Here is a 21,019-nt window from a genome sequence, read left to right as displayed (position 1 = left end):
TCATCATTACATTTATATTGGTGGCTTATTTGCTACCCTTTTGTATATTGGTGGTGAGTGGATTATCTTGTAACAAAATGTTACGTATAGAGCTATGTCACACTATTTTTAATTCATTTACAAATACCCACTTTGCATAATATAGATGCAAAGTTTCTACTGAGTGTTTGACTGTGATGCAGTTGGGGAAAGGATTAATACGACGATTGACGGCGTTTATCACCTTCGCAGCTTTACCCCAAATCGCATTGAAGAAACTGATATGGATATCTTCGCCTTGGACGGGAAGTTAATCAGTGACAGTGAGATGATTTCATTGCGCTTTGTGTCTTGCGATTGAGCAGAGAGAATTTGTTGGGTGAATATTGTGCGATCTTGTCGCACACTTAAATAGAGGCTACAGACTTCGAATGATAACTTGCTATGATGAATGAAAATAATAAATAGGAAGCAAGTTATGCCACATTTACGTTTTCGTGCAGTCGAGCCACAAACGGTTCAAACACTATCTAAGCCTTTAATTGATGAACTTCAACCTTTAATGGACTGTCCTCGAGAAGACTTTACCTGCGAGTATATCTATTCAACATTTTTCCACGAAGGAGAAGTGAGCAGCGCTTACCCGTTTGTAGAGGTGTTGTGGTTTGCTCGTGGCCAAGAAGTTCAAGATGCAGTCGCTAAGGCGATTACCTCGCAAGTTCGTGGTGTGATTGGTGAAGATATCGATGTCGCAGTGATTTTTATCGCGCTTGATGCCAAGGGCTATTACGATAATGGTGAGCATTACTAAGTAAGTTCAGTTAACCAGTTTTCATCAGGGGAGAAAGCGATGCAGGCTAGTATGGATACATGGCGTAAACTGTCTTTGTTATACTCTTCTTTGCTGTTTGCTTCCACGGTAGCTGCGACTCCGTGGGAGAAAATAGACGCCCCTTCAAATGGTTCACCCCAAGCGATTGGCAGCTACGCTAATGGCTGTTTGTCCGGTGGTGCAGCATTACCGCTAAAAGGAGAGGGCTATCAAGTTATCCGTAGTCAACGTGAGCGTTACTATGGTCACCCGAATGCGATCGGTTTTATTGAGCGTTTAGCTTATTTGTCACGTAATGAACTAAAAACCAATATCTTGATTGGTGATATATCTCTGCCTCAAGGTGGGCGATTTTCATCAGGGCACTCTAGCCACCAAACGGGGTTAGATATCGATATTTGGCTTAAGTTAGCGGACACGCCGCTTTCCGAACCTCAGTTAGCACAGCCGACGCCTCATAGTGTGGTCAGCTTAAAGCAGTACCAGCTACTCAAAAACAACTGGGACGAACGTCATTTCGAGTTAGTAAAATTTGCCGCCAGCGATGAGCAGGTTGCACGTATCTTTGTCCACCCGGTGATAAAAGAAAAATTGTGTACGACTGAGCAAAGTAATGAGCGAGAGTGGCTGCGAAAAGTGCGTCCATGGTGGGGGCATCATTACCATATGCATGTCCGTTTGAACTGCCCTGAAAGAAGTCAAAACTGCAAACCTCAAGCTGAGCCGCCTAAAGGGGATGGTTGCGGTGCTGAGCTAACAAGTTGGAAACCACAGCCTAAGCCAGCAGGCCCTAAAGTTGCCTCTATAAAAACGAAGAAGAAATCACCGAAAGTGATGCCCGAACAGTGTCAACAACTTCTGGTCGTAAATGGGCGTTGATAAATTCATAATAGCCACACTGTTACTCTTGTTTTTGTAATTTTATTTCACATATCCCGAACTCTAAGTACGAATAATTCGAACTCTGATTCCTTGTCTCTGTTTGGTTACATTTCCTTTCTTTTTTTGTAATTTTAGCTACACTTTTGCGTCTTTTGTGACGATTTTGACGGCTCTTTTTGCCACTTTAGTTGATATAAATCATGGCTATAGAGAACCAGGACGCCTGATTTTCTCTGACCATAAATCCAAACGGTCTCTTTTTTCGTAAATAAATTACAGTTAACTACGTTTTAAGCACGACACGTTATTGAGGAACCGAGATGTTAGATACCCTCATGCTGTCGCGGATTCAGTTCGCGGCCAATATCAGCTTTCACATTCTTTTTCCGACCATCACCATCGCTTTGGCTTGGATGTTGGTCTTTTTTAAGTGGCGCTACAATCGTACTCAAGCGCCTGTTTGGCTCGATGTTTATTATTTCTGGGTCAAAGTTTTCGCGCTGACATTTGCTTTGGGCGTCGTGTCGGGCATTACGATGAGTTTTCAATTTGGTACAAACTGGCCTGGCTTTATGGAGCGAGTCGGCAACGTCGCAGGACCGCTATTAGGCTATGAGGTGATGACCGCATTCTTTATGGAAGCGACTTTCCTTGGGGTGATGTTGTTTGGTCGAGGCCGCGTCCCTGATTGGTTTCATACCCTTGCCACTGTGTTGGTTGCAGTGGGAACAACCATGTCAGCGTTTTGGATTTTAGTACTCAACAGTTGGATGCATACGCCAAGTGGCTATGAAGTGGTCGATGGCATTGTGCACGTCACCAGTTGGAAAGAAGTGATTTTCAACCCTTCGCTTCCTTACCGCTTTGCTCACACTTTGTTCGCCTCCGCCTTGACGGCAAGCTTCTTAATCGCAGGTATCTCTGCTTATCAAGTGATTAAGCAGCCGAACCATCGAGCCGCGAAATTGGGCTTGAAAGTCTCTCTATTTGCGGCAGCAGGATTTATACCGCTGCAGATATTAGTTGGGGATTTGCATGGATTGAATACCCTAGAGCATCAACCTGCCAAAATCGCTGCGATGGAAGGGGTTTGGGAAACGGAGCAAGGCGCACCTTTGCTGTTGTTTGCAATGCCGAACGAAGAGACGCGAAGCAATGATTTTTCTGTTGGTATTCCTAAGCTCGCGAGCCTGATATTGACGCATGATCTTAACGGCGAGATTGCGGGGTTGAATGAGTTTGCGCCGGATCACCCACCGGTTAAGCCGCTTTTCTTTGGTTTCAGAGTCATGGTTGGGGTCGGTGTGTTGATGTTATTGGTCAGTTGGTTTGGGGCGGCTAGGTTGGCTCGCAAAAAAGCACTGCCGAAGCCCTATCTTTATACCGTGATGGCGATGACGTTTTCCGGCTGGGTAGCAACATTGGCGGGATGGTACGTGACAGAGATAGGCAGGCAGCCGTGGCTTGTGAGTGGAGTTCTGAGAACCTCTGAAGCCGTGACCCCAGTTGCTAGCAGCCAAGTCATGATTTCGCTGGTTATGTATTTAGTGATCTACGCGATTTTGCTGGTGGCGTACATTCACACTCTGTTCTATTTGGCACGTAAAGACGTGGCAGCGCATCAAGTTACTCTAGAGCAACAAGAGGCCTAATCATGCTCGACTATTTACCAGAAATTTATCTTTTGCTGCTTGGCTTTTCGGTCTTTATGTATGCAGTGCTAGACGGCTACGATTTGGGCGTGGGGATCTTGTTGCCCAGTGATAATGAAGTTCAACGCGATAGGATGATCGCCTCGATTGGACCATTTTGGGATGCCAATGAAACCTGGTTGGTACTCGCAGTGGGTATTTTGTTAATCGCCTTTCCTAGCGCACACAGTTTGATCCTTACCGAGCTTTATCTGCCAACGGCGATTATGCTGATTGCGCTAATCATGCGAGGGGTGGCTTTTGACTTCCGAGCCAAAGCAAACGCTGATCATAAACCACGCTGGGATTGGTGTTTTAGGATTGGATCATTGGTGACCGCGCTGACTCAAGGTTACATGGTCGGCCGCTACATCATGGGCTTTGAGCAAAGCAGTGAGGCGTTTGGCTTTGCTTGGTTAAGTGCTTTATGTGTTGCTTCCGCGTATGTCTACATTGGTGGTGCTTGGTTGGTATTAAAAACTGAAGGGGATTTACAGGTCCGTTCAGCGCGATGGTCAAGGCGCGCGGGGTGGCTTGCCGCTCTGGGCATTCTGGCTGTGAGTGTGATTAACCCTATCGTCAACGAGCAGGTTGCTCTTCGTTGGTTCAGCTTCCCAGAGATCTTGTTGTTAACCCCGATACCGCTTGTGGTGCTGGCGACGATATTTCTCGTCGACCGTTATTTGCGTCAAGTCCCTATGGTCAATGACCTCGGTGTTCGTTGGCCATTCTTTGGCGTTACTCTGATTTTTGCTCTCAGCTTCCTTGGCTTAGCGTACAGTTTCTTCCCAGAGGTGGTTCCGGGCATAATGACAGCGAAAGAGTCGGCGTCTTCTCCTGCAACTTTGATGATTGTCGGTTATGGGGTGATGATCGTGATGCCGATGATCTTGCTTTATACCTTCGCGGTGTATCGAATCTTTAAGGGGAAAGCGACGGAGTTGAGCTACAAGTAAAACATCAGATATGAAAACGCCGCTCACTGAGCGGCGCTTTTGTTAGCCAATATTAGGCTAAACCCTGAATAATAACGAACTTCTCTAGCAGTTCTTCTTCAGTCTCAACATGGTCTGGATCGGTGATGATGCACTTAGTGATCGGGCAGACTGATTGACATGTTGGCTTCTCATAGTGACCTTTACACTCGGTACATAGGTCAGGATCGATCTCAAAGATTGAGTCGCCCATTGAAATAGCGCCGTTAGGGCACTCAGGGTCACACATGTCACAGTTAATGCACTTATCAGTGATCAGTAAAGCCATGTTTATTTACCTGTTGGGTTACGGGTATCCTGACCGTCGTTTAAGTTACGCATTAATAGGCCGTATTCTAGGTCCATATCTTGTGGAACTGGAATGAATACGAAGTGGCCGTTTCCTTTTGCGTCGTCGATAACTTCTGACTTACGGTTTTCCATCGCTTCAAGCGTGAAGATTACATTGCCTTTTGGCGTCATTAGCTCAAGGCTATCACCGACAACGAATTTGTTCTTCACTTCAACTTCCGCGAGGTCACCACGGCGTTTGCCAGTGAATTCACCAACAAATTGCTGAGCGTCAGATACAGAGTAACCGTAGTCGTAGTTTTGGTAAGCATCATGCGTGTGACGACGCAGGAAGCCTTCCGTGTAACCACGGTGTGCTAGGCTCTCGAGTGTACCCATTAGGCTCTCATCAAATGGTTTGCCAGCAACAGCATCATCAATCGCTTTACGGTAAACCTGAGCAGTACGAGCACAGTAGTAGAAAGATTTAGTACGACCTTCGATCTTCAGTGAGTGAACACCCATCTTCGTTAGACGCTCAACGTGCTGGATAGCGCGTAGGTCTTTCGAGTTCATGATGTAAGTGCCGTGCTCATCTTCGTAAGCTGCCATCTTCTCTTCTGGGCGGTGCGCCTCAGAAAGCAGAACCACTTCATCAGTTGGTTTGCCACGACCGATAGTCGTTTCAGGACGCTCGTCCTGAACTTCAACCGCTTGCGCTTCTGCTGGGTCAAACTTCTCTACGATGTCACCAGTGTCGTTTTCTTTGCCTTCTTCAACTTTGTATTCCCAGCGACATGCGTTAGTACATGTACCTTGGTTAGGGTCACGTTTGTTGATGTAACCAGACAGTAGGCAGCGGCCAGAGTAAGCCATACATAGAGCACCGTGAACGAACACTTCTAGTTCAGTTTCAGGACAGTGCTCACGAATTTCTTCGATCTCTTCTAGAGAAAGCTCACGAGATACAATTACACGCTCAACGCCGTTAGCTGCCCAGAACTTAACGGTTGCCCAGTTTACTGCGTTCGCTTGAACTGACAGGTGAATAGGCATCTCTGGGAACGCTTCACGAACCATCATGATTAGACCTGGGTCAGACATGATTAGTGCGTCTGGGCCCATTTCTACAACCGGCTTAAGGTCGCGGATGAAGGTTTTTAGCTTAGAGTTGTGCGGTTGGATGTTACATACCACGTAAAGCTTTTTTCCTTGGGCATGAGCTTCGTTGATACCGATTTGTAGGTTCTCGTGGTTGAACTCGTTGTTACGTACGCGAAGGCTGTAACGAGGTTGGCCAGCGTATACCGCGTCTGCGCCGTAGGCAAATGCGTAACGCATGTTTTTAAGGCTACCTGCAGGTGACAGTAGCTCTGGTATGAATGCTTTCTCAGTCATGTGTAATTCTCTTAATCTGATCTCAAGTCAGGCCGATTCCACCACATGGGATCGGGGGCGCAAATTTTACGTCAAAACGTGACCTGTGACCAGAACAGAATGTACACGAAATTTGTTCAAGGCATGAATGACCAGTATAGCTATTGCTTTCCAAGTCGCGAGAGGTGAGTTGTATATTTGAAATGATGCGCAGAGCAATGTCTGCGCATACTTGTTGCTATGTCTAGTTGAATACTATAAATAGCTAACAGGTCATTCTTAAATGCCCTGTAGCACCGTTTTATGCGTTTGGATGAGGCAAGCCACCAAGGCATTCGTATAGATTTGGCAGGAATGCACTGAATTCACCACACATTAAAGAGAAGTCTGCATCAAAGCGAGCAGCTTGGTCTTCACGTGGGATGTCATCGTTTTGATCTTTAAGTTCATCAGAGAACTTGAGGCGTTTGATGCTGCCATCTTCAGCTAGAATACACTCGATGCGCTCTTGCCACCAAATCGCCAGCTTCGTCACCATCTTGTCGGCTTCGATGTGGCTGCGAATTTCATCGGCTGTCAGTTCTTGCTTCTTACAACGGATCACGCCGCCTTCTTCAAGTACCGATTTAAGCTCAGCTTCATCTAACATCTGAATGCCAACGGGCGTTTCACCTGTTTTCACCCATTCGGTTAATGTGGTTTCAATTGGCTTTTCAGGAATCGCTGGTACAACGGGTAGGCTACCCATCGTTTTACGCAGTAGAGCCAATACATCTTCAGCTTTTTTCGAGCTGCTTGCATCGACTAAAATGAAGCCTTCTTTTGGTAGGATCAGCACGTAAGTATGGCTACTGCGACTAAATGCACGTGGTAGAAGATCCATGACGATGTCGTCTTTCAGATTGTCTTTCTCTTTCTTTTTAAGAGGGCGACCTTCCTGTACTTCCATCGCTTCAATTTTTGCGTTCAATGAGTCTTTAATCACTGATGCAGGGAGCATTTTTTCTTCTTTCTTAGCACAAACTAGAATGCGGTTTTCAGACACGTGAGTCATCATGTCGCCATGTTTACCCATCGCTGTAACCCAGCCGAATTTTTGCTTATCTTGGCTACCACAAGGCGTAAAACGAAACTCAGCCAGTTGTTTTTCTAGTTGATCAGCGTTGAATTCGATTTCGCGGTTGAAGCGATAAACCAGACAATTTTTAAACCACATATTCTTTCTCTATACCTTTATCCGATCTGCCAATAATAAAGACTTTTGCACGTCTTGTCTTACTGCAAATACACAATAGTGGGATGAAAGTTATATGAAAATTTGTTTTCAAAGGTCACAAAAGTGTCATAATTGCTAGTGATAATGCTTAGCGTTGCCAAGAGCTGAATATGCTCAAATAAACTAACTTACATAAGGTTATTCAATTATGTCTAGAAGGATTCTGGTTGTTGAAGACGAAGCACCAATTCGCGAAATGCTTTGCTTTGTACTTGAACAAAAAGGTTACCAAGCAGTAGAAGCAGAAGATTACGACAGCGCGGTAACTAAATTGTCTGAACCCTTCCCTGATCTAGTGCTACTAGATTGGATGTTACCTGGTGGTAGCGGTATCAACTTCATTAAACACATGAAACGTGAAGAGCTGACACGCAACATTCCAGTTGTGATGCTAACGGCACGCGGCGAAGAAGAAGATAAAGTGCGTGGCCTTGAAGTGGGCGCTGATGACTACATCACTAAGCCATTCTCACCAAAAGAGCTGGTTGCTCGTCTTAAAGCGGTAATTCGCCGTGTGACGCCAACCGCACTAGAAGACGTAATTGATGTTCAAGGACTAAAACTTGACCCAGTTTCGCACCGAGTGACAGCAAACGATGCGCCATTAGATATGGGGCCAACGGAATTCAAAATGCTGCATTTCTTCATGACTCACCAAGAGCGTGTTTACAGCCGTGAACAGCTACTCAACAATGTTTGGGGCACTAACGTGTATGTGGAAGACCGCACGGTAGATGTACATATTCGTCGCCTGCGTAAAGCATTAGAAGCGGCAGGTCATGATAAGTTGATTCAGACGGTTCGCGGCGCGGGCTATCGTTTCTCAACGAAGGCGTAATGGGTTTTACCATTTGGAGAGGTAAGTGGTCGAACGGTTAACTTGGAAAAAGCTAGCCTGGGAGCTGGCTTTTTTTTACACCCCATGGGTGATAGTAGGCTGGATTTTCGGATACATGCCGTGGTTGCTGTTAGCTGCCACGGTTTTGCAGCTTGTATGGCATCTACATAATCAAATGCGCCTGTCGACTTGGTTGTGGGATGAGAAGCGTCTAACACCGCCGTCTGGCAGTGGGAACTGGGAGTCTCTGTTTAACGGTATCTACCGTCTTCAGCAGCGTCAGCGTAAAAAGCGTAAAGAGTTAACCAACCTCATTCGTCGTTTCCGTAATGGTGCCGAATCCCTACCAGATGCTGTAGTGGTATTTCGTAGTGAAGGCAATATTGTTTGGTGTAACAAGCTTGCTCAACACCTATTGGGTTTCCGTTGGCCAGATGATTCAGGTCAGCCGATTTCGAACCTGATTCGTACCCCTGATTTTATCAAGTACCTCAATAAGCAAGACTTCTCAGAACCGCTAGAGATGCGTTCGCCATTGAACGTCGAGCGCATGCTTGAGCTACGTATCGTACCTTACACAGAAGGTGAGCACTTGATGGTGGTACGTGATGTTTCTCAGCTTAAGCAGCTTGAAGGCATGCGTCGTAACTTCTTTGCTAACGTTTCCCATGAACTGCGTACGCCAATGACCGTGCTGCAAGGTTATCTGGAGATGACTGAAGATCCAGATATGGTGGTTGGCCCGATGTGGACTAAAGCACACGGGGTGATGACCGAGCAGCTTAACCGCATGAATAGTCTTGTGAATCAGCTGCTGACGCTGTCGAAGATCGAAGCTGCGCCAATGCATGAACTAGAAGATGTAGTTAACGTGCCAGCGATGCTTGAAGTGTTGGAGAAAGAAGCGGCGAGTCTGAGTGGTGATTTAGGCCATAAGCTCTCTTTTGATGTTGATAGCAACTTACGTGTACTAGGCGATGATGATCAATTGCGTAGTGCGATCTCTAACCTTGTCTACAATGCGGTGAAATATACCCCAGCAGGAGCTGATATTAAGGTACGTTGGTATCAATCTGCTCAAGGGGCGCATTTAGAAGTGGAAGATAGTGGTGACGGTATCGAGCCACAGCACTTACATCGACTGACTGAACGATTCTATCGAGTAGATAAAGCACGCTCTCGTGATACGGGTGGTAGTGGTTTAGGCCTTGCGATTGTAAAACATGCTCTGACTCACCATGACTCTCATCTAGAGATCAGCAGTGAAGTTGGTGTGGGCAGTAAGTTTGCCTTTACGCTTCCTGTTCGTTTAGTGGTGAGTTAATGAAAAAGCTCATTGGTGTATTGTTGCTTTCACTCTCTCTATCAGCGCCAAGTTTAGCTGAAGGAGAGAGCTTACCTAAATACAGTAAAGTCGCTGGGATCACAGGTGACCTGACCACCGTTGGCTCTGATACCTTAGCGGGGATGACCACGCTGTGGGTTGAAGAATTTAAGCAGCTATACCCAAGTGTTAATGGACAGGTTCAAGCGTCTGGCTCCTCCACCGCACCTCCGGCTTTGACTGAGGGAACGGCGCAGTTTGGCCCAATGAGCCGAGCGATGCGCAACCGAGAAGTGGAAGCTTTTGAGCGTGAACATGGCTATAAACCGACAGTACTTCGCGTCGCTATCGATGCGATTGGTATCTTTGTTCACCGCGACAATCCGATTAAAGGCTTGAACTTTAACGAGCTTGATAGCATTTTCTCAGCGACCTTAAGGTGTGGCTCGACAGACTCGATCAATACTTGGTCTGAACTAGGTTTAGACTACCAATGGGCCAAACGAGGAATACAGCTGTTTGGCCGTAACTCGGTATCGGGGACTTATGGTTACTTTAAGAAGAACGCGTTGTGTGGTGGTGATTTTAAGAGTAGCGTTAATGAACAACCGGGCTCAGCATCTGTAGTGCAGTCCGTCAGCTCTGCGATCAATACTATTGGCTATTCCGGTGTGGGTTATCAAGTCTCTGGCGTAAAGCTTTTGCCGATTGCTAAATCAGGCGACCAATACGTAGAAGCAAGCCAAGAAAATATCTTGTCAGGTAAGTACCCACTATCACGATACCTTTATGTTTACGTGAATAAGCACCCATTTAAACCACTGAGTCCAATTGAGCGCGAGTTCATTCGTTTTATCTTCTCTCGTCAAGGTCAGGAGCTGGTGGCAAAAGATGGCTATGTGCCGATTTCTCCTGAAATTGCGCGCAGAGAGTTAGAAAAAGTCGGTATCACCAACTAAGTCCTTTATGTTGTTTTTTACTTAGAAAATCAGAGTCCAACCTGCTTGCTGCCAATACTCTTGTTCATTGATGAGATCCGCATGCAGCAACTTGTTGTTAGTCAGCCAATCTTTATTTGAACAAGTGAGTACCCACTTATCTTCGTCAGTCATAATCGATAGTGGGGGAAGTGGGTCATTATTTCGTTGACCATTAAGCAAAATCGATAAACGAAGAATACGAATTAAGCCAATGATGTGCTTTTTCTTAAATAGCGTGAATTGCTCCATCTCGCGCAGTTTTAGTGCTTTGCGCTGAAAACGTACTAGTATCGCTAAGACCTGTTGTTGTTCTTGATTGAAGCCGGGCATATAGGTGTGACGCAGGATATAGGCGGAATGACGGTGGAAGGCTTGCAAGCTGATACTGAGTCCTACTTCGTGAAGTAATGCACTCCACTCAAGTAGATCAAACAACGGCGAATCTGTTTTTATGCCTAAGTTCTCGTGTACTTGCTGAAAAAATTGTTTGGCTTGGTCTTTAATCTTGGCGGCATGCTCTAAATCGACCAAGTGTTTATTGGCGAGGTTTTCAGTGGTGCGCATACGTATATCGGTACGCTTAAACCTCTCTTCCATTTCGAACAGTAGCCCTTCACGCAATGCACCTTGAGAAAACTGCATTTCAACGATATTGAGGCTGTGAAAAATCGCGTGCAAGATAGAAACACCTGCGGCGAAAACAGGCTTTCTTTCCGCCGTTAAGCTCACTAATTCTATATCGTCGATGCTCTCCCACTGACAAAGAGTATCGGTCAGTTTAGCTAAGCGTTTGCGGGTAATGATGCCATCATCGTAGCCAAGTCCAATTAAGACTTCTCGTATTGCTTTAATCGTTCCGGAAGAACCAAAGGCGACTTCCCAGCCTTTTTGGCAATAACGATGAGCGAGAGGTTCTAACTTTTGCTCGGCAGTCAGAGTCGCTTTCGCAAAGTTAGCTGCTGACAGTTTACCATCGGCAAAAAATCGTTTGGTGTAACTGACACAGCCCATCTGTTTGCTGTTAATTAGTTCTGGTTGGAAACCCTGACCGATGATCATTTCTGTACTACCGCCACCAATATCAATCACCAATTTCGATTTCGATTGTGGCTGGGTATGGGCAACGCCTAAATAAATCAGTCGAGCCTCTTCCACGCCGGGAATAATTTCGATTGGAAACGGCAGTATCTCACGTGCTCGTTGTAGGAAAATATGCGCATTATTGGCTTGACGAAGGGTATGCGTTGCAGCAATTCGAACATTTTGCGCATCGAATCCTTGCAGCCGCTCAGCAAAAATCGCTAAGCATTCTAGGCCGCGTTCAATAGAGGCATTGTCTAAGTTATTTTGCGCATCTAGCCCAGCTGCTAAGCGCACTCTTTGTTTATGACGACTCACTAGCTGTAGGTCTTGCTCAATGACTTTTGCTACCACCATATGGAAACTGTTCGAACCAAGGTCGATGGCAGCGACATCACGAATGTCATGTGTTTGCGTCATGCTGTTTCCGCTTCTGATTCTTGGTTTGTTTTTCTATGCTTTTAAGATAGTCGTAAATCGCGATTTGCGAGCGGACTTTGTCTTGGTTGTCACGTTGAACATATTGATTGCTCATCTCTTTATCGATCCATCTCGCTTTCACTGTATCGGTAAAGTGGATGTTAATGATATCAATAATGCGTTGCTTCAGGCGCTCGTCACGCACGGGAGCTGCGACTTCAATTCGATGATCTATGTTGCGAGTCATCCAATCTGCTGAAGAGATATAGACCTGAGGATCGCCATTGTTGTGGGCGATGATAACCCGTGGGTGCTCCAAGAAGCGATCGACGATGCTGATGATTTCAATGTTGTCACTCACCCCTTCAACTCCGGGTACTAAAGAACACATACCGCGAATGATCATCTTAATGTTTACCCCAGCTGCACTCGCTTCATAGAGCTTATTAATTAAACCTTTATCGACAAGGTTGTTGGCCTTGATAATGAGCTCAGCTTTGCTGCCTTGCTGGGCATTGGTGACTTCGTTGTTAATCAGGCGATACAGCTGTTTACGAGAGTTTCTTGGCGAAACAATTAAATGATGAAATTTAATTGTTTGATATGGCTTTTCGATGTAGTTAAAGACACCGCGTACTTCGTTGGTCAGCTCTGAATCCGCAGTGAGCAATGAAAAGTCGGTATAGCTTCGCGCGTTCTTTTCATGAAAGTTTCCGGTGCCAATGTGCGCGTAGTGACTGATCTCATCATTCTCACGGCGACTAATCAGCAATAGTTTTGAATGGATCTTCAACCCAGGCACGCCAAACACCACATGAACGCCAGCCTCGGTTAATACCTTGGACCATTCGATATTGGCCTCTTCATCAAATCGTGCTTGCAGCTCGACCACAACGGTGACCTGCTTGCCATTGTGGACAGCATCAATGAGTGACTTCATTAAACGAGAGCCTTTCGCCACACGGTAGATGTTAATCTTGATGCTGGTGACTTTAGGATCAAACGACGCTTGCCGTACCCATTCACTTATGTGTTCAAAGGTGTGGTAGGGGTAATAGAGTAAGATGTCTTGTGCTTTTATTGCATCAAACGTGTTGGCAAAGCCGATAAAGTCAGCGCAGTGCATTGGGGGCAGGGGCTTGTGCTCCAGGTACTGTTTGCCGACATTGGGGAAATTGATGAAGTCTTTAAAGTTGTGGTAACGACCGCCGGGGATCAGACTGTCGTAATTGGATACCTGTAGCTTGCTGCATAAGAAGTTCAGCATTTGTTCCGGCATTTCTCGCTCGTAGACGAAACGTACGGGCATGGCGGTAAGTCGTTGGCTAACCCCTTCAGACATCTGCTCAATTAAGCTGTGCTCGACTTCGTAATTGAGGTCATACTCAGCGTCACGCGTTACTTTCATTGCGTAGCCATTGAGTTCATCGTAATCGAAAAATCCGCTGAATAGCTCATCTAGACAGTATCGAATGATGTTATCGAGCAAGATAATGGTATTACGTGGTTTGCCTTTTTGTTCAGGCACCATGACAAAGCGTGGTAGTTGATCGGTAGGGATCTCTATTAAGGCGTATTGGCTGTGTTCGGCTTTACTTAACTCGACAGCAATGTAGGCGTATTCATCTTTGAGAAATTGAAGAACATCGATATCTTCTCGTAACAATATCGGCGTAATGTGGGGAAGTAACTTTTTGCGAAAGTACTTTTTTACCCACTTTTGCTGCGATGGAGTGAGTTGCTGCTCGTTGACTAAAAAGATACCGTGTCGAGCCATGTCACGTATCAGCTCGGTGTAAAGCTCATCAAAACGCTCATTCAGTTTGAGTGCTTTGGTTTGCATCTTGGTCAGTAAGTGTTTGGAGTTGTCGTTGCCGCCACGTTCTTGATTGATCAGAATTCGGCGTTTTACATCGGCGAATCTAACCTTATAAAACTCATCTAAGTTATTGGAAAATATGCCAAGAAATCGAATTCTTTCGATTAAAGGCACTTGTTTATCCGCCGCTTCTTGTAAGACTCGCTCGTTAAAAGAGAGCCAACTGAGCTCCTTTTCGATATACAGCTTTTCTGTACTCATAATCTTACCTTCTGCGGAATGACAAGGGGGCGTTAGCAACTTAAGGTCTTAATATGACACTTTTATTACGAAACTTTATTGCATTGTTTTCAGTTGTTTAATGCGAACTGTAATATAATTGTCACCTAATAGAAATATTATACCCTTGGACGAAAATAGGTAAGAGACAGGAATGACCCAAGCAGAATTCTCATTGCGAGAGCGAGATCGAAAGCGACTAATCAAAGATCGGTTAGTTCGATTTACTGTATCTGCAGGTGGTGTTGGCGTATTGGCCGCTCTAGTATTGATCTTTGTTTACCTAGCGATCATGGTGTTGCCGCTATTTAGTGACGCTAAAATCACCCCCAATGTCAGAAGTATTCCGGTTAGCGTTAGCCAGCCAATTGCAGCAGGTGTTGATGAGTATGGCGAAAATGCGTTCGTCATTTCTGCTGATGGTAGGATTAACTTCTGGTCACTGATTAATCATAATCCTCAGCCGGTTCTTTCCGAGCAAGTCGCTTCGTCTAACAGTTTATTTGCGAGCTCACTAAGCTCTCTCGGTTGGTATGCCTTTGCGAGCAAGCAGGGTGAGGTGCGGTTATTTAAACCGAGAATGGACTCTGAACTTACGAAAGAAAGTAGAGAGTTTGCTCCGAACGTGCTGGATAAATCGATGCCGTTTGATTTGCATGTTGAAGGAAACGAGCTTAAGAAATTTGCCTTCTCAACGCAGAAGCAACTCACTTTAGTTGGTTGGTACCAAGACAATACAGTAAAGGTTCGCTGGCAAAGTGATGATGGTGCACACAGTTATGAGTTTGCCGAGCCTATTACTCAGCTCGATCAAATCTTAGTCACTCCGGATGGTCGAACCATCTACCTTCGCTCGGGCTCTGAACTGGTGATTGCTACTAAGCAGGACGATAGATTCAATGTGCGTGAAATCGTCGATCTTAGCCAAGGCAAACCACAACACGCAGTAACGGACATTGATCTTCTTTCCGGCGCCTATTCGTTGCTGGTAACTCATAAAGATGGTTTGGTCTCGCAGTGGTTTGATGTACTGGCTGATGGGCAGCGTTCTCTAACTGATATTCGTCAGTTTAAGCTGGCCTCTGAATTGCAGTTTTTATTGCCAGACAGCTACCGTAAAGGCTTTTACAGTTTCTATATTAATGGCACGGTCCAAAGCCATTACACTACCAGTGAAAAGTTGGTGATTTTCAAACGTGCTTACCAACAAGCACCTCAGTTAGCGGCAATGTCGCAAAACGAAAACTACTTGCTGGCTGTGAAAGAGAGTGAGCTGAGTATTGCTGAAATCGACAATCCATATCCAGAGGTCTCGCTGTCCTCTTTGTGGCAAAAAGTGTGGTATGAAAGTTACCCTGAGCCGCAGTTTGTTTGGCAAACTACCTCCGCAAGTGACGAGTTTGAAGCTAAGTTCAGCTTAGTGCCTATCGCGTTCGGTACATTGAAGGCGGCGGCATTTGCAATGCTGTTTGCAGTTCCTATTGCCGTGTTTGGCGCTATCTATACCGCTTACTTTATGACGCCAAAGATGCGTCGTGTGGTTAAGCCCTCTATCGAGCTGATGGAAGCGTTACCAACCGTCATTATTGGTTTCTTAGCCGGATTATGGTTTGCACCATTCGTCGAGACACACTTAGCTGCGGTTGTAACCTTAATGCTGTTCTTACCTATTTCAACGATTTTGTTAGGAATGGGCTGGCATGCATTACCAAAGCATTGGACTGGGCGCTTCGCTAATGGTTGGCATGCGGCTATTTTGATGCCAGTGCTGGTGGTGGTTGCTGTGGTGGTGTTATCGCAAAGTGGCAATATTGAAGCTTGGCTGTTTAATGGTGATGTTAGAGTTTTCTTAGCTGATAAAGGGATCGACTTTGATCAGCGTAACGCGCTTGTGGTTGGTTTTGCTATGGGCTTTGCCGTTATTCCTACCATTTTTACCATTGCCGAAGACGCGATATTTTCAGTGCCGAAACACTTGTCGGATGGTTCTCTGGCGTTAGGTGCAACGCAATGGCAGACCTTAACTCATGTTGTGTTACTGACGGCAAGTCCCGGTATTTTCTCTGCGATTATGATGGGATTAGGTCGTGCGGTAGGTGAAACCATGATTGTACTGATGGCGACGGGTAACACGCCGATTATGGATTGGAATATCCTCGAAGGGATGCGCACACTTTCGGCGACTATCGCAGTCGAAATGCCAGAGTCCGAAGTTGGTAGCTCGCATTATCGTATTTTGTTCTTAGCGGCGTTGCTGCTGTTGATGTTTACCTTCGCGGTGAACTCGTTAGCAGAATGGGTACGTCAGCGCCTTCGCGAAAAATATCGCTCTCTCTAATTTAAATTTAGGAAACCTTGTACGTGTTTAAGTGGTTAAAATCAGGCTCTCCTTGGATATGGCTAACAGGTGGTGCAGTAAGTATCAGCCTGCTGTCTGTATTGGGGCTATTGCTGCTTATTGGCTGGAAAGGTCTCTCTTACTTTTGGCCTGCGCCGCTCTATCAATGGCAAACCAAAGATGGCGAACTTCTGGTTGGACAAATTTATTCGCAAGAGTACGTGCCAATTACTCACCTTCGTGAGATGGATATTGATTTACCTACAAGCGTCAAAGAAAAAGGCCTAGCCAAGCGAGTTAATATCAAAGTCGCCAATCGCGATCTGTATGCGGCGGATTTTGTTTCTTTACTCGAAATCGATTTAAACCCTCCAACCTTGCCGCAGCACTGGGCGGTGATTGAGCGTACTCGGGGCGGAGATTTCTTTGGTCAACCAGTTGGTTACCTGCATCCTGATGGTCGAATCAGCACAGATGTCACGCAAGATATTACCTCTGGCCTTGCCTATGCACAGACACTGCGTAAAGAAATCGACCGTTTGATTCAACAAGAAGTGCGTGTGATTAGCGGCCAAGCGGAACGGTTAAGACTTGAAAAGCGTAAGCGCAGTTTGAATGACAATCTAGACGAGGAGTTTCTCGCTCAATACCAGATCAAAAATGAGCAGTACCTTGATGCTTTGGCTAAAGTGGAAGCCAAACTGGATAACTTACGTGGCAAGTTAGAAAACCAAGGACTCTTGGTCGAAGATATGACGGGCCAAAGAGTGAGGATTCCTCTGAGTCATGTTTTAGACTTGTGGTATCCAAACCAAATGTCGATGGGCGAGAAATTAATCCGTTGGGGCAAGCAAGCGTGGAAGTTTTTATCCGAAGACCCGCGTGAATCGAACTCTGAAGGTGGGGTATTCCCAGCAATGTTTGGTACTGTGTTGATGGTATTGATCATGTCTGTAATCGTTATGCCACTGGGTGTGATTGCGGCAATTTACCTGCACGAGTATGCCAAGAACAATGCCTTCACCCGTTTGATTCGTGTCGCGGTAATTAACCTCGCGGGTGTGCCTTCAATTGTTTATGGCGTATTTGGCCTAGGTTTCTTTGTCTATACCTTAGGTGGCTCAATCGACTCACTGTTCTATCAAGAGCGCTTACCAGCCCCAACCTTTGGTACACCTGGCCTATTGTGGTCAGCACTGACGTTAGCGGTTTTAACTTTGCCTGTTGTGATTGTCGCGACAGAAGAGGGCTTAACCCGAATTCCTAACTCAGTGCGCCATGGGTCTTTGGCACTAGGCGCGACGCAGTTTGAGACCATGTGGCGCATTGTTTTACCCATGGCAAGCCCTGCGATGATCACTGGACTGATTTTAGCGGTAGCTCGCGCCGCCGGTGAGGTTGCTCCGTTAATGTTGGTGGGTGTGGTAAAACTCGCCTCAAGCTTACCTGTAGACAGCCAGTTCCCATTTTTACATTTAGAGCGTAAGTTCATGCATTTAGGCTTCCATATTTACGATGTTGGCTTCCAAACGACTAATATTGAAAGTGCCCGACCGCTGGTTTATGCCACCTCTTTATTGCTGGTGACGGTAATTATCGGTCTTAACCTGACTGCGATTAGTATTCGTAATAACCTGCGCGAGAAATACCGAACCTTAGGACAAGATTAACCATGTTTTCTGTGAATCAAACTCTTGGCTATCCGACCCCGTTAGACGTGAATAATCTTAGTGATGATTTAACGGCTATCTCGATTGAGGGGTTAGACCTGCACTATCAAACTGCGCAGGCGTTAAGTGATATTTCTATGCGCATTCCTAAAGGCCAGGTAACCGCCTTTATCGGTCCGTCGGGTTGTGGTAAGTCGACTTTACTTCGCTGCATCAATCGTATGAATGATCTGGTGGAAGGTTGCCGCGTTAAAGGCAAAGTGAAGCTGCATGGTAAGAATGTCTATGATCCTGATGTGGACGTCGCAACCTTACGCCGCCGTGTTGGTATGGTGTTTCAAAGGCCAAATCCATTCCCTAAATCAATCTATGAAAACGTGGTTTATGGTTTGCGCCTTCAAGGCGTCAACAACAGTCGTGCACTTGATGATGCGGTCGAGCGTTCGCTGCGAGCGTCGGCGTTATGGGATGAAGTGAAAGATCGTCTCCATGAAAATGCATTTGGATTGTCTGGTGGTCAGCAGCAACGCTTGGTGATTGCTCGCGCGATTGCGATAGAGCCGGAAGTGTTGTTGTTGGATGAACCGACTTCGGCGCTCGATCCTATTTCAACTTTGACGATTGAAGAACTGATCAACGATCTAAAAACCCAATACACTGTGGTGATTGTCACCCATAACATGCAGCAAGCGGCTCGCGTGAGTGATCACACTGCATTTATTCATATGGGTAAGTTGATCGAGTACTCAGATACAGATTCTATTTTTACTTCGCCATTGAAAAAGCAAACGGAAGACTACATTACTGGTAGATACGGCTAGGTTTATTTTTCATATTTGAAACCGTAGCGGCGTTAACTGCGAAATTTCCCCCTAATCACATAGACGATCTATGCTCATAGGGCTGAAATTTCTTGTTGCCTTGTTACAGTTCCAACTATTTAGAACAATGACAGTTTGCTACTTAGCTAATACGCAACGTTTCCTATTAATCAGCAAAAGGGACTAACTTTATTTATGAATTTTGGGCGCCATATTTCAGGCCAATTTAATGTCGAACTAGAGTCGATCCGAACTCATGTATTAACTATGGGCGGATTGGTTGAGCAACAGTTGTCGTTTGCGATGCAAGCACTACACAAAGAAGACATTGAGCTAGCACGAAAGGTTGTTCGAGATGATCATAAAGTAAACTCAATGGAAGTATCGATTGATGAAGCGTGTACGCGCATCATTGCTAAACGTCAGCCAACGGCGAAAGATCTACGCCTTATTATGGCGATCATCAAAACCATTACAGACCTCGAGCGTATCGGTGATGTTGCAACCAAAATCGCCTATGTTGCTATCGAAAGCCCATCTTCTAAAGAGCGTCAGTTTCAAGTTTCTCTAGAGCCATTATGTCGCCAAGCGATCAGTATGCTACATCAAGTGTTAGATGCATTTGCGCGTATGGATGTCGATGCAGCGGCAGAAGTGTACAAGCTCGATGATAAGATCGATGCTGAGTACGAAGCGGTGATTCGTCAGTTGATGACTTACATGATGGAAGACCCGAAGAATATTCCAAATATCTTACAGGTGATGTGGTCTGCACGCGCGATTGAGCGAGTAGGCGACCGCTGTCAGAATATTTGTGAGTACATCATCTACTTTGTGAAAGGAAAAGATGTTCGCCACTTGGGCGAACAGAGCATAGATGATGCACTTCGTTGAGGTTAAAGGTATTCGTGATTCCGATTAACCAAGAGCTTTGACGACTTTTTCAATCGCAGCGCTATTGGTCACTGGAACGATGAAGTCATCAGTATTTTGGTTACCCATTTTTGCATCTTCACTGATATTGAGCATATGGCTTGGGCGAGTGCTCTTTCCTGACAAGTGAACTTCTCTAACGCCAGTCGCATGTACAATCGCTTGTACATTTTCAGCGGTGAGCCCTGCACCAGCCATAATTGATACTCGTCCATCAGCCTGTGCAACCATCTCTTTTAAGGTCGTGATACCTTGTTCAACATTCGCAGCTAGGCCTGACGTTAGGATACGTTCAGCACCGAGGCTAATAATATCCTCAAGTGCTTGCTGCCAATCACTGCTTTGATCAATCGCGCGGTGGAAGGTAATGCCCAATCCATACAGGTTTGCGCGTTCAGCCAATTGTTGGGCGAGTGGTAAATCAATCAGCCCATCCGCTGTTAATACTCCGAATACCACCCCTTGTAGACCCGCCTCAGCAGCGGCTTCAATATCGAGTAGCATTGCATCAATATCATCTTGATTGTAAAGGAAATCGCCTTGTCTCGGCCTGATCATAGCATAGACAGGAATGGTCGAGATTTGTGCCGCTTTCTTCATAAAACCAAAACTTGGTGTCAGTCCGCCAAGCGCGAGCGAGGAGCAAAGTTCAATACGTGTTGCGCCACCTGCGATGGCTAAGTGTAAGGATTCTAGGTTATCAATGCAGACTTCAATGTGGTATTTCATCAAGAGGCACTCAATTAGGTAGGTGAAGGTTTATTCTAGCAGTCTGTGAGCAAGATATTAGGGTAAAGATAAGTGCTTTCGTTTCCTCAAAAACAAAAAACCTCAGCAAAGGCTGAGGTTTAAATCGTTTGAGCAAGAGTGAAGTTATGCAGCGTCGTCTTGCGCTTCTTCTGCGTCTTCAACAGCTTCTACTTTCTTAGGCTTCTTTGGCGCAGGTTTGCGTTTAGCACCTAGAGCGTAAAGCACTTCTTCTTTGTTTTGTGCTAGGAACATAGCCAAGTCTTCTTTCTTGCCTTCATCTTCTAGCAGTTCACTTTTACCCAGTAGCTCAAAAAGCTCATCCGCCATATCAAGCATCTTGTCATATGCGTCAGCTTCCGCTTTAGAGGTAAAAGTCATTTTCTCTTCTCCGTTGCGTTCTACCACGTACTTGACGATTACAGCCATGGTTGGTCCTCTAACTCAAATTATTGAAAATATTCACTG

At 45.7% G+C, this 21,019-nt stretch carries 18 protein-coding genes; 11 read left to right on the top strand and 7 right to left on the bottom strand.

Going from position 1 to position 21,019, the window contains the following annotated elements:
- The first annotated feature begins 457 nt into the window (after positions 1–457).
- The 4 genes from ACU01J_RS09335 (at position 458) to ACU01J_RS09320 (ending at position 4,340) form a co-directional block, all read left to right on the top strand.
- A complete protein-coding gene (locus ACU01J_RS09335) occupies positions 458–790 on the top strand; it encodes a DUF1904 domain-containing protein (protein WP_481085450.1) in 333 nt (110 codons plus the stop codon).
- A gap of 39 nt (positions 791–829) precedes the next feature.
- Positions 830–1,690, top strand: a complete 861-nt coding sequence (gene mepA, locus ACU01J_RS09330) for a penicillin-insensitive murein endopeptidase (RefSeq protein WP_481085449.1) — start codon at positions 830–832, stop codon at positions 1,688–1,690.
- 323 nt (positions 1,691–2,013) lie between these two features.
- A complete protein-coding gene (locus ACU01J_RS09325) occupies positions 2,014–3,345 on the top strand; it encodes a cytochrome ubiquinol oxidase subunit I (protein WP_481085448.1) in 1,332 nt (443 codons plus the stop codon).
- A 2-nt stretch (positions 3,346–3,347) separates the two neighbouring features.
- On the top strand, positions 3,348–4,340 hold the full coding sequence (locus tag ACU01J_RS09320; RefSeq protein WP_481085447.1) for a cytochrome d ubiquinol oxidase subunit II: 993 nt from the start codon (positions 3,348–3,350) through the stop codon (positions 4,338–4,340).
- Positions 4,341–4,392: 52 nt separating this feature from the next.
- On the opposite strand, the gene ACU01J_RS09315 is transcribed toward ACU01J_RS09320, so the two are convergent.
- From ACU01J_RS09315 to rdgC, 3 genes are all read right to left on the bottom strand, one after another.
- Entirely contained in the window at positions 4,393–4,647 is a 255-nt protein-coding gene (locus tag ACU01J_RS09315; protein ID WP_481085446.1) for a YfhL family 4Fe-4S dicluster ferredoxin, read from the bottom strand.
- A 2-nt stretch (positions 4,648–4,649) separates the two neighbouring features.
- A complete protein-coding gene (trhP, locus tag ACU01J_RS09310) occupies positions 4,650–6,047 on the bottom strand; it encodes a prephenate-dependent tRNA uridine(34) hydroxylase TrhP (RefSeq protein ID WP_481085445.1) in 1,398 nt (465 codons plus the stop codon).
- Positions 6,048–6,327: 280 nt separating this feature from the next.
- Positions 6,328–7,242: a recombination-associated protein RdgC gene (gene rdgC / locus ACU01J_RS09305; protein ID WP_481085444.1), complete on the bottom strand. Its 915-nt coding sequence runs from the start codon at positions 7,240–7,242 to the stop codon at positions 6,328–6,330.
- A gap of 208 nt (positions 7,243–7,450) precedes the next feature.
- Here rdgC and phoB point away from each other — a divergent pair, with 208 nt between their 5' ends.
- Genes phoB through ACU01J_RS09290 form a run of 3 tightly spaced genes read left to right on the top strand, consistent with a single transcriptional unit; the run spans position 7,451 to position 10,423 of the window.
- Entirely contained in the window at positions 7,451–8,140 is a 690-nt protein-coding gene (gene phoB, locus ACU01J_RS09300; protein ID WP_481085443.1) for a phosphate regulon transcriptional regulator PhoB, read from the top strand.
- 25 nt (positions 8,141–8,165) lie between these two features.
- Positions 8,166–9,464, top strand: a complete 1,299-nt coding sequence (gene phoR / locus ACU01J_RS09295) for a phosphate regulon sensor histidine kinase PhoR (protein ID WP_481085442.1) — start codon at positions 8,166–8,168, stop codon at positions 9,462–9,464.
- On the top strand, positions 9,464–10,423 hold the full coding sequence (locus tag ACU01J_RS09290) for a PstS family phosphate ABC transporter substrate-binding protein (protein WP_481085441.1): 960 nt from the start codon (positions 9,464–9,466) through the stop codon (positions 10,421–10,423). The genes phoR and ACU01J_RS09290 overlap by 1 nt, the downstream gene beginning before the upstream one ends.
- A gap of 21 nt (positions 10,424–10,444) precedes the next feature.
- Here the strand turns inward: ACU01J_RS09290 and ppx are convergent, their stop codons facing one another.
- On the bottom strand, positions 10,445–11,944 hold the full coding sequence (ppx, locus tag ACU01J_RS09285; RefSeq protein ID WP_481085440.1) for an exopolyphosphatase: 1,500 nt from the start codon (positions 11,942–11,944) through the stop codon (positions 10,445–10,447).
- On the bottom strand, positions 11,928–14,024 hold the full coding sequence (gene ppk1 / locus ACU01J_RS09280) for a polyphosphate kinase 1 (RefSeq protein WP_481085439.1): 2,097 nt from the start codon (positions 14,022–14,024) through the stop codon (positions 11,928–11,930). Before ppk1 ends, ppx begins: the two co-directional genes overlap by 17 nt.
- 172 nt (positions 14,025–14,196) lie before the next feature.
- Here ppk1 and ACU01J_RS09275 point away from each other — a divergent pair, with 172 nt between their 5' ends.
- From ACU01J_RS09275 to phoU, 4 genes are all read left to right on the top strand, one after another.
- Positions 14,197–16,380 carry an ABC transporter permease subunit gene (locus tag ACU01J_RS09275; protein ID WP_481085438.1) on the top strand — a complete coding sequence of 728 codons (2,184 nt, stop codon included), beginning with the start codon at positions 14,197–14,199 and terminating at the stop codon, positions 16,378–16,380.
- 23 nt (positions 16,381–16,403) lie between these two features.
- Positions 16,404–18,050 (top strand): phosphate ABC transporter permease PstA, encoded by a 1,647-nt coding sequence (gene pstA, locus ACU01J_RS09270; RefSeq protein ID WP_481085437.1) that lies wholly within the window; start codon positions 16,404–16,406, stop codon positions 18,048–18,050.
- Positions 18,051–18,052: 2 nt separating this feature from the next.
- A complete protein-coding gene (pstB, locus tag ACU01J_RS09265) occupies positions 18,053–18,871 on the top strand; it encodes a phosphate ABC transporter ATP-binding protein PstB (protein WP_481085436.1) in 819 nt (272 codons plus the stop codon).
- A 195-nt stretch (positions 18,872–19,066) separates the two neighbouring features.
- Positions 19,067–19,765 (top strand): phosphate signaling complex protein PhoU, encoded by a 699-nt coding sequence (phoU, locus tag ACU01J_RS09260; RefSeq protein ID WP_004413083.1) that lies wholly within the window; start codon positions 19,067–19,069, stop codon positions 19,763–19,765.
- A gap of 24 nt (positions 19,766–19,789) precedes the next feature.
- Here phoU and ACU01J_RS09255 read toward each other — a convergent pair whose 3' ends face one another.
- Both ACU01J_RS09255 and ACU01J_RS09250 read right to left on the bottom strand, forming a co-directional pair.
- Positions 19,790–20,533: a copper homeostasis protein CutC gene (locus ACU01J_RS09255; protein ID WP_481085435.1), complete on the bottom strand. Its 744-nt coding sequence runs from the start codon at positions 20,531–20,533 to the stop codon at positions 19,790–19,792.
- Between the two features lie 144 nt (positions 20,534–20,677).
- Positions 20,678–20,980, bottom strand: a complete 303-nt coding sequence (locus ACU01J_RS09250) for a YebG family protein (protein WP_053440613.1) — start codon at positions 20,978–20,980, stop codon at positions 20,678–20,680.
- Positions 20,981–21,019: the final 39 nt, after the last annotated feature.

This window comes from Vibrio sp. 2433-A1, assembly GCF_056726085.1.
Note: the sequence above shows the minus strand (reverse complement) of the source record. Positions and strands in the feature narration are given on the sequence as shown.

Excerpts from the sequence above, each read along its gene's own strand:
- ACU01J_RS09335 (WP_481085450.1), top strand. The coding sequence starts at position 458 with ATGCCACATTTACGTTTTCGTGCAGTCGAGCCACAAACGGTTCAAACA.
- mepA (WP_481085449.1), top strand. The coding sequence starts at position 830 with ATGCAGGCTAGTATGGATACATGGCGTAAACTGTCTTTGTTATACTCT.
- ACU01J_RS09325 (WP_481085448.1), top strand. The coding sequence starts at position 2,014 with ATGTTAGATACCCTCATGCTGTCGCGGATTCAGTTCGCGGCCAATATC.
- ACU01J_RS09320 (WP_481085447.1), top strand. The coding sequence starts at position 3,348 with ATGCTCGACTATTTACCAGAAATTTATCTTTTGCTGCTTGGCTTTTCG.
- ACU01J_RS09315 (WP_481085446.1), bottom strand. The coding sequence starts at position 4,647 with ATGGCTTTACTGATCACTGATAAGTGCATTAACTGTGACATGTGTGAC.
- trhP (WP_481085445.1), bottom strand. The coding sequence starts at position 6,047 with ATGACTGAGAAAGCATTCATACCAGAGCTACTGTCACCTGCAGGTAGC.
- rdgC (WP_481085444.1), bottom strand. The coding sequence starts at position 7,242 with ATGTGGTTTAAAAATTGTCTGGTTTATCGCTTCAACCGCGAAATCGAA.
- phoB (WP_481085443.1), top strand. The coding sequence starts at position 7,451 with ATGTCTAGAAGGATTCTGGTTGTTGAAGACGAAGCACCAATTCGCGAA.
- ACU01J_RS09290 (WP_481085441.1), top strand. The coding sequence starts at position 9,464 with ATGAAAAAGCTCATTGGTGTATTGTTGCTTTCACTCTCTCTATCAGCG.
- ppx (WP_481085440.1), bottom strand. The coding sequence starts at position 11,944 with ATGACGCAAACACATGACATTCGTGATGTCGCTGCCATCGACCTTGGT.
- ppk1 (WP_481085439.1), bottom strand. The coding sequence starts at position 14,024 with ATGAGTACAGAAAAGCTGTATATCGAAAAGGAGCTCAGTTGGCTCTCT.
- ACU01J_RS09275 (WP_481085438.1), top strand. The coding sequence starts at position 14,197 with ATGACCCAAGCAGAATTCTCATTGCGAGAGCGAGATCGAAAGCGACTA.
- pstB (WP_481085436.1), top strand. The coding sequence starts at position 18,053 with ATGTTTTCTGTGAATCAAACTCTTGGCTATCCGACCCCGTTAGACGTG.
- phoU (WP_004413083.1), top strand. The coding sequence starts at position 19,067 with ATGAATTTTGGGCGCCATATTTCAGGCCAATTTAATGTCGAACTAGAG.
- ACU01J_RS09255 (WP_481085435.1), bottom strand. The coding sequence starts at position 20,533 with ATGAAATACCACATTGAAGTCTGCATTGATAACCTAGAATCCTTACAC.
- ACU01J_RS09250 (WP_053440613.1), bottom strand. The coding sequence starts at position 20,980 with ATGGCTGTAATCGTCAAGTACGTGGTAGAACGCAACGGAGAAGAGAAA.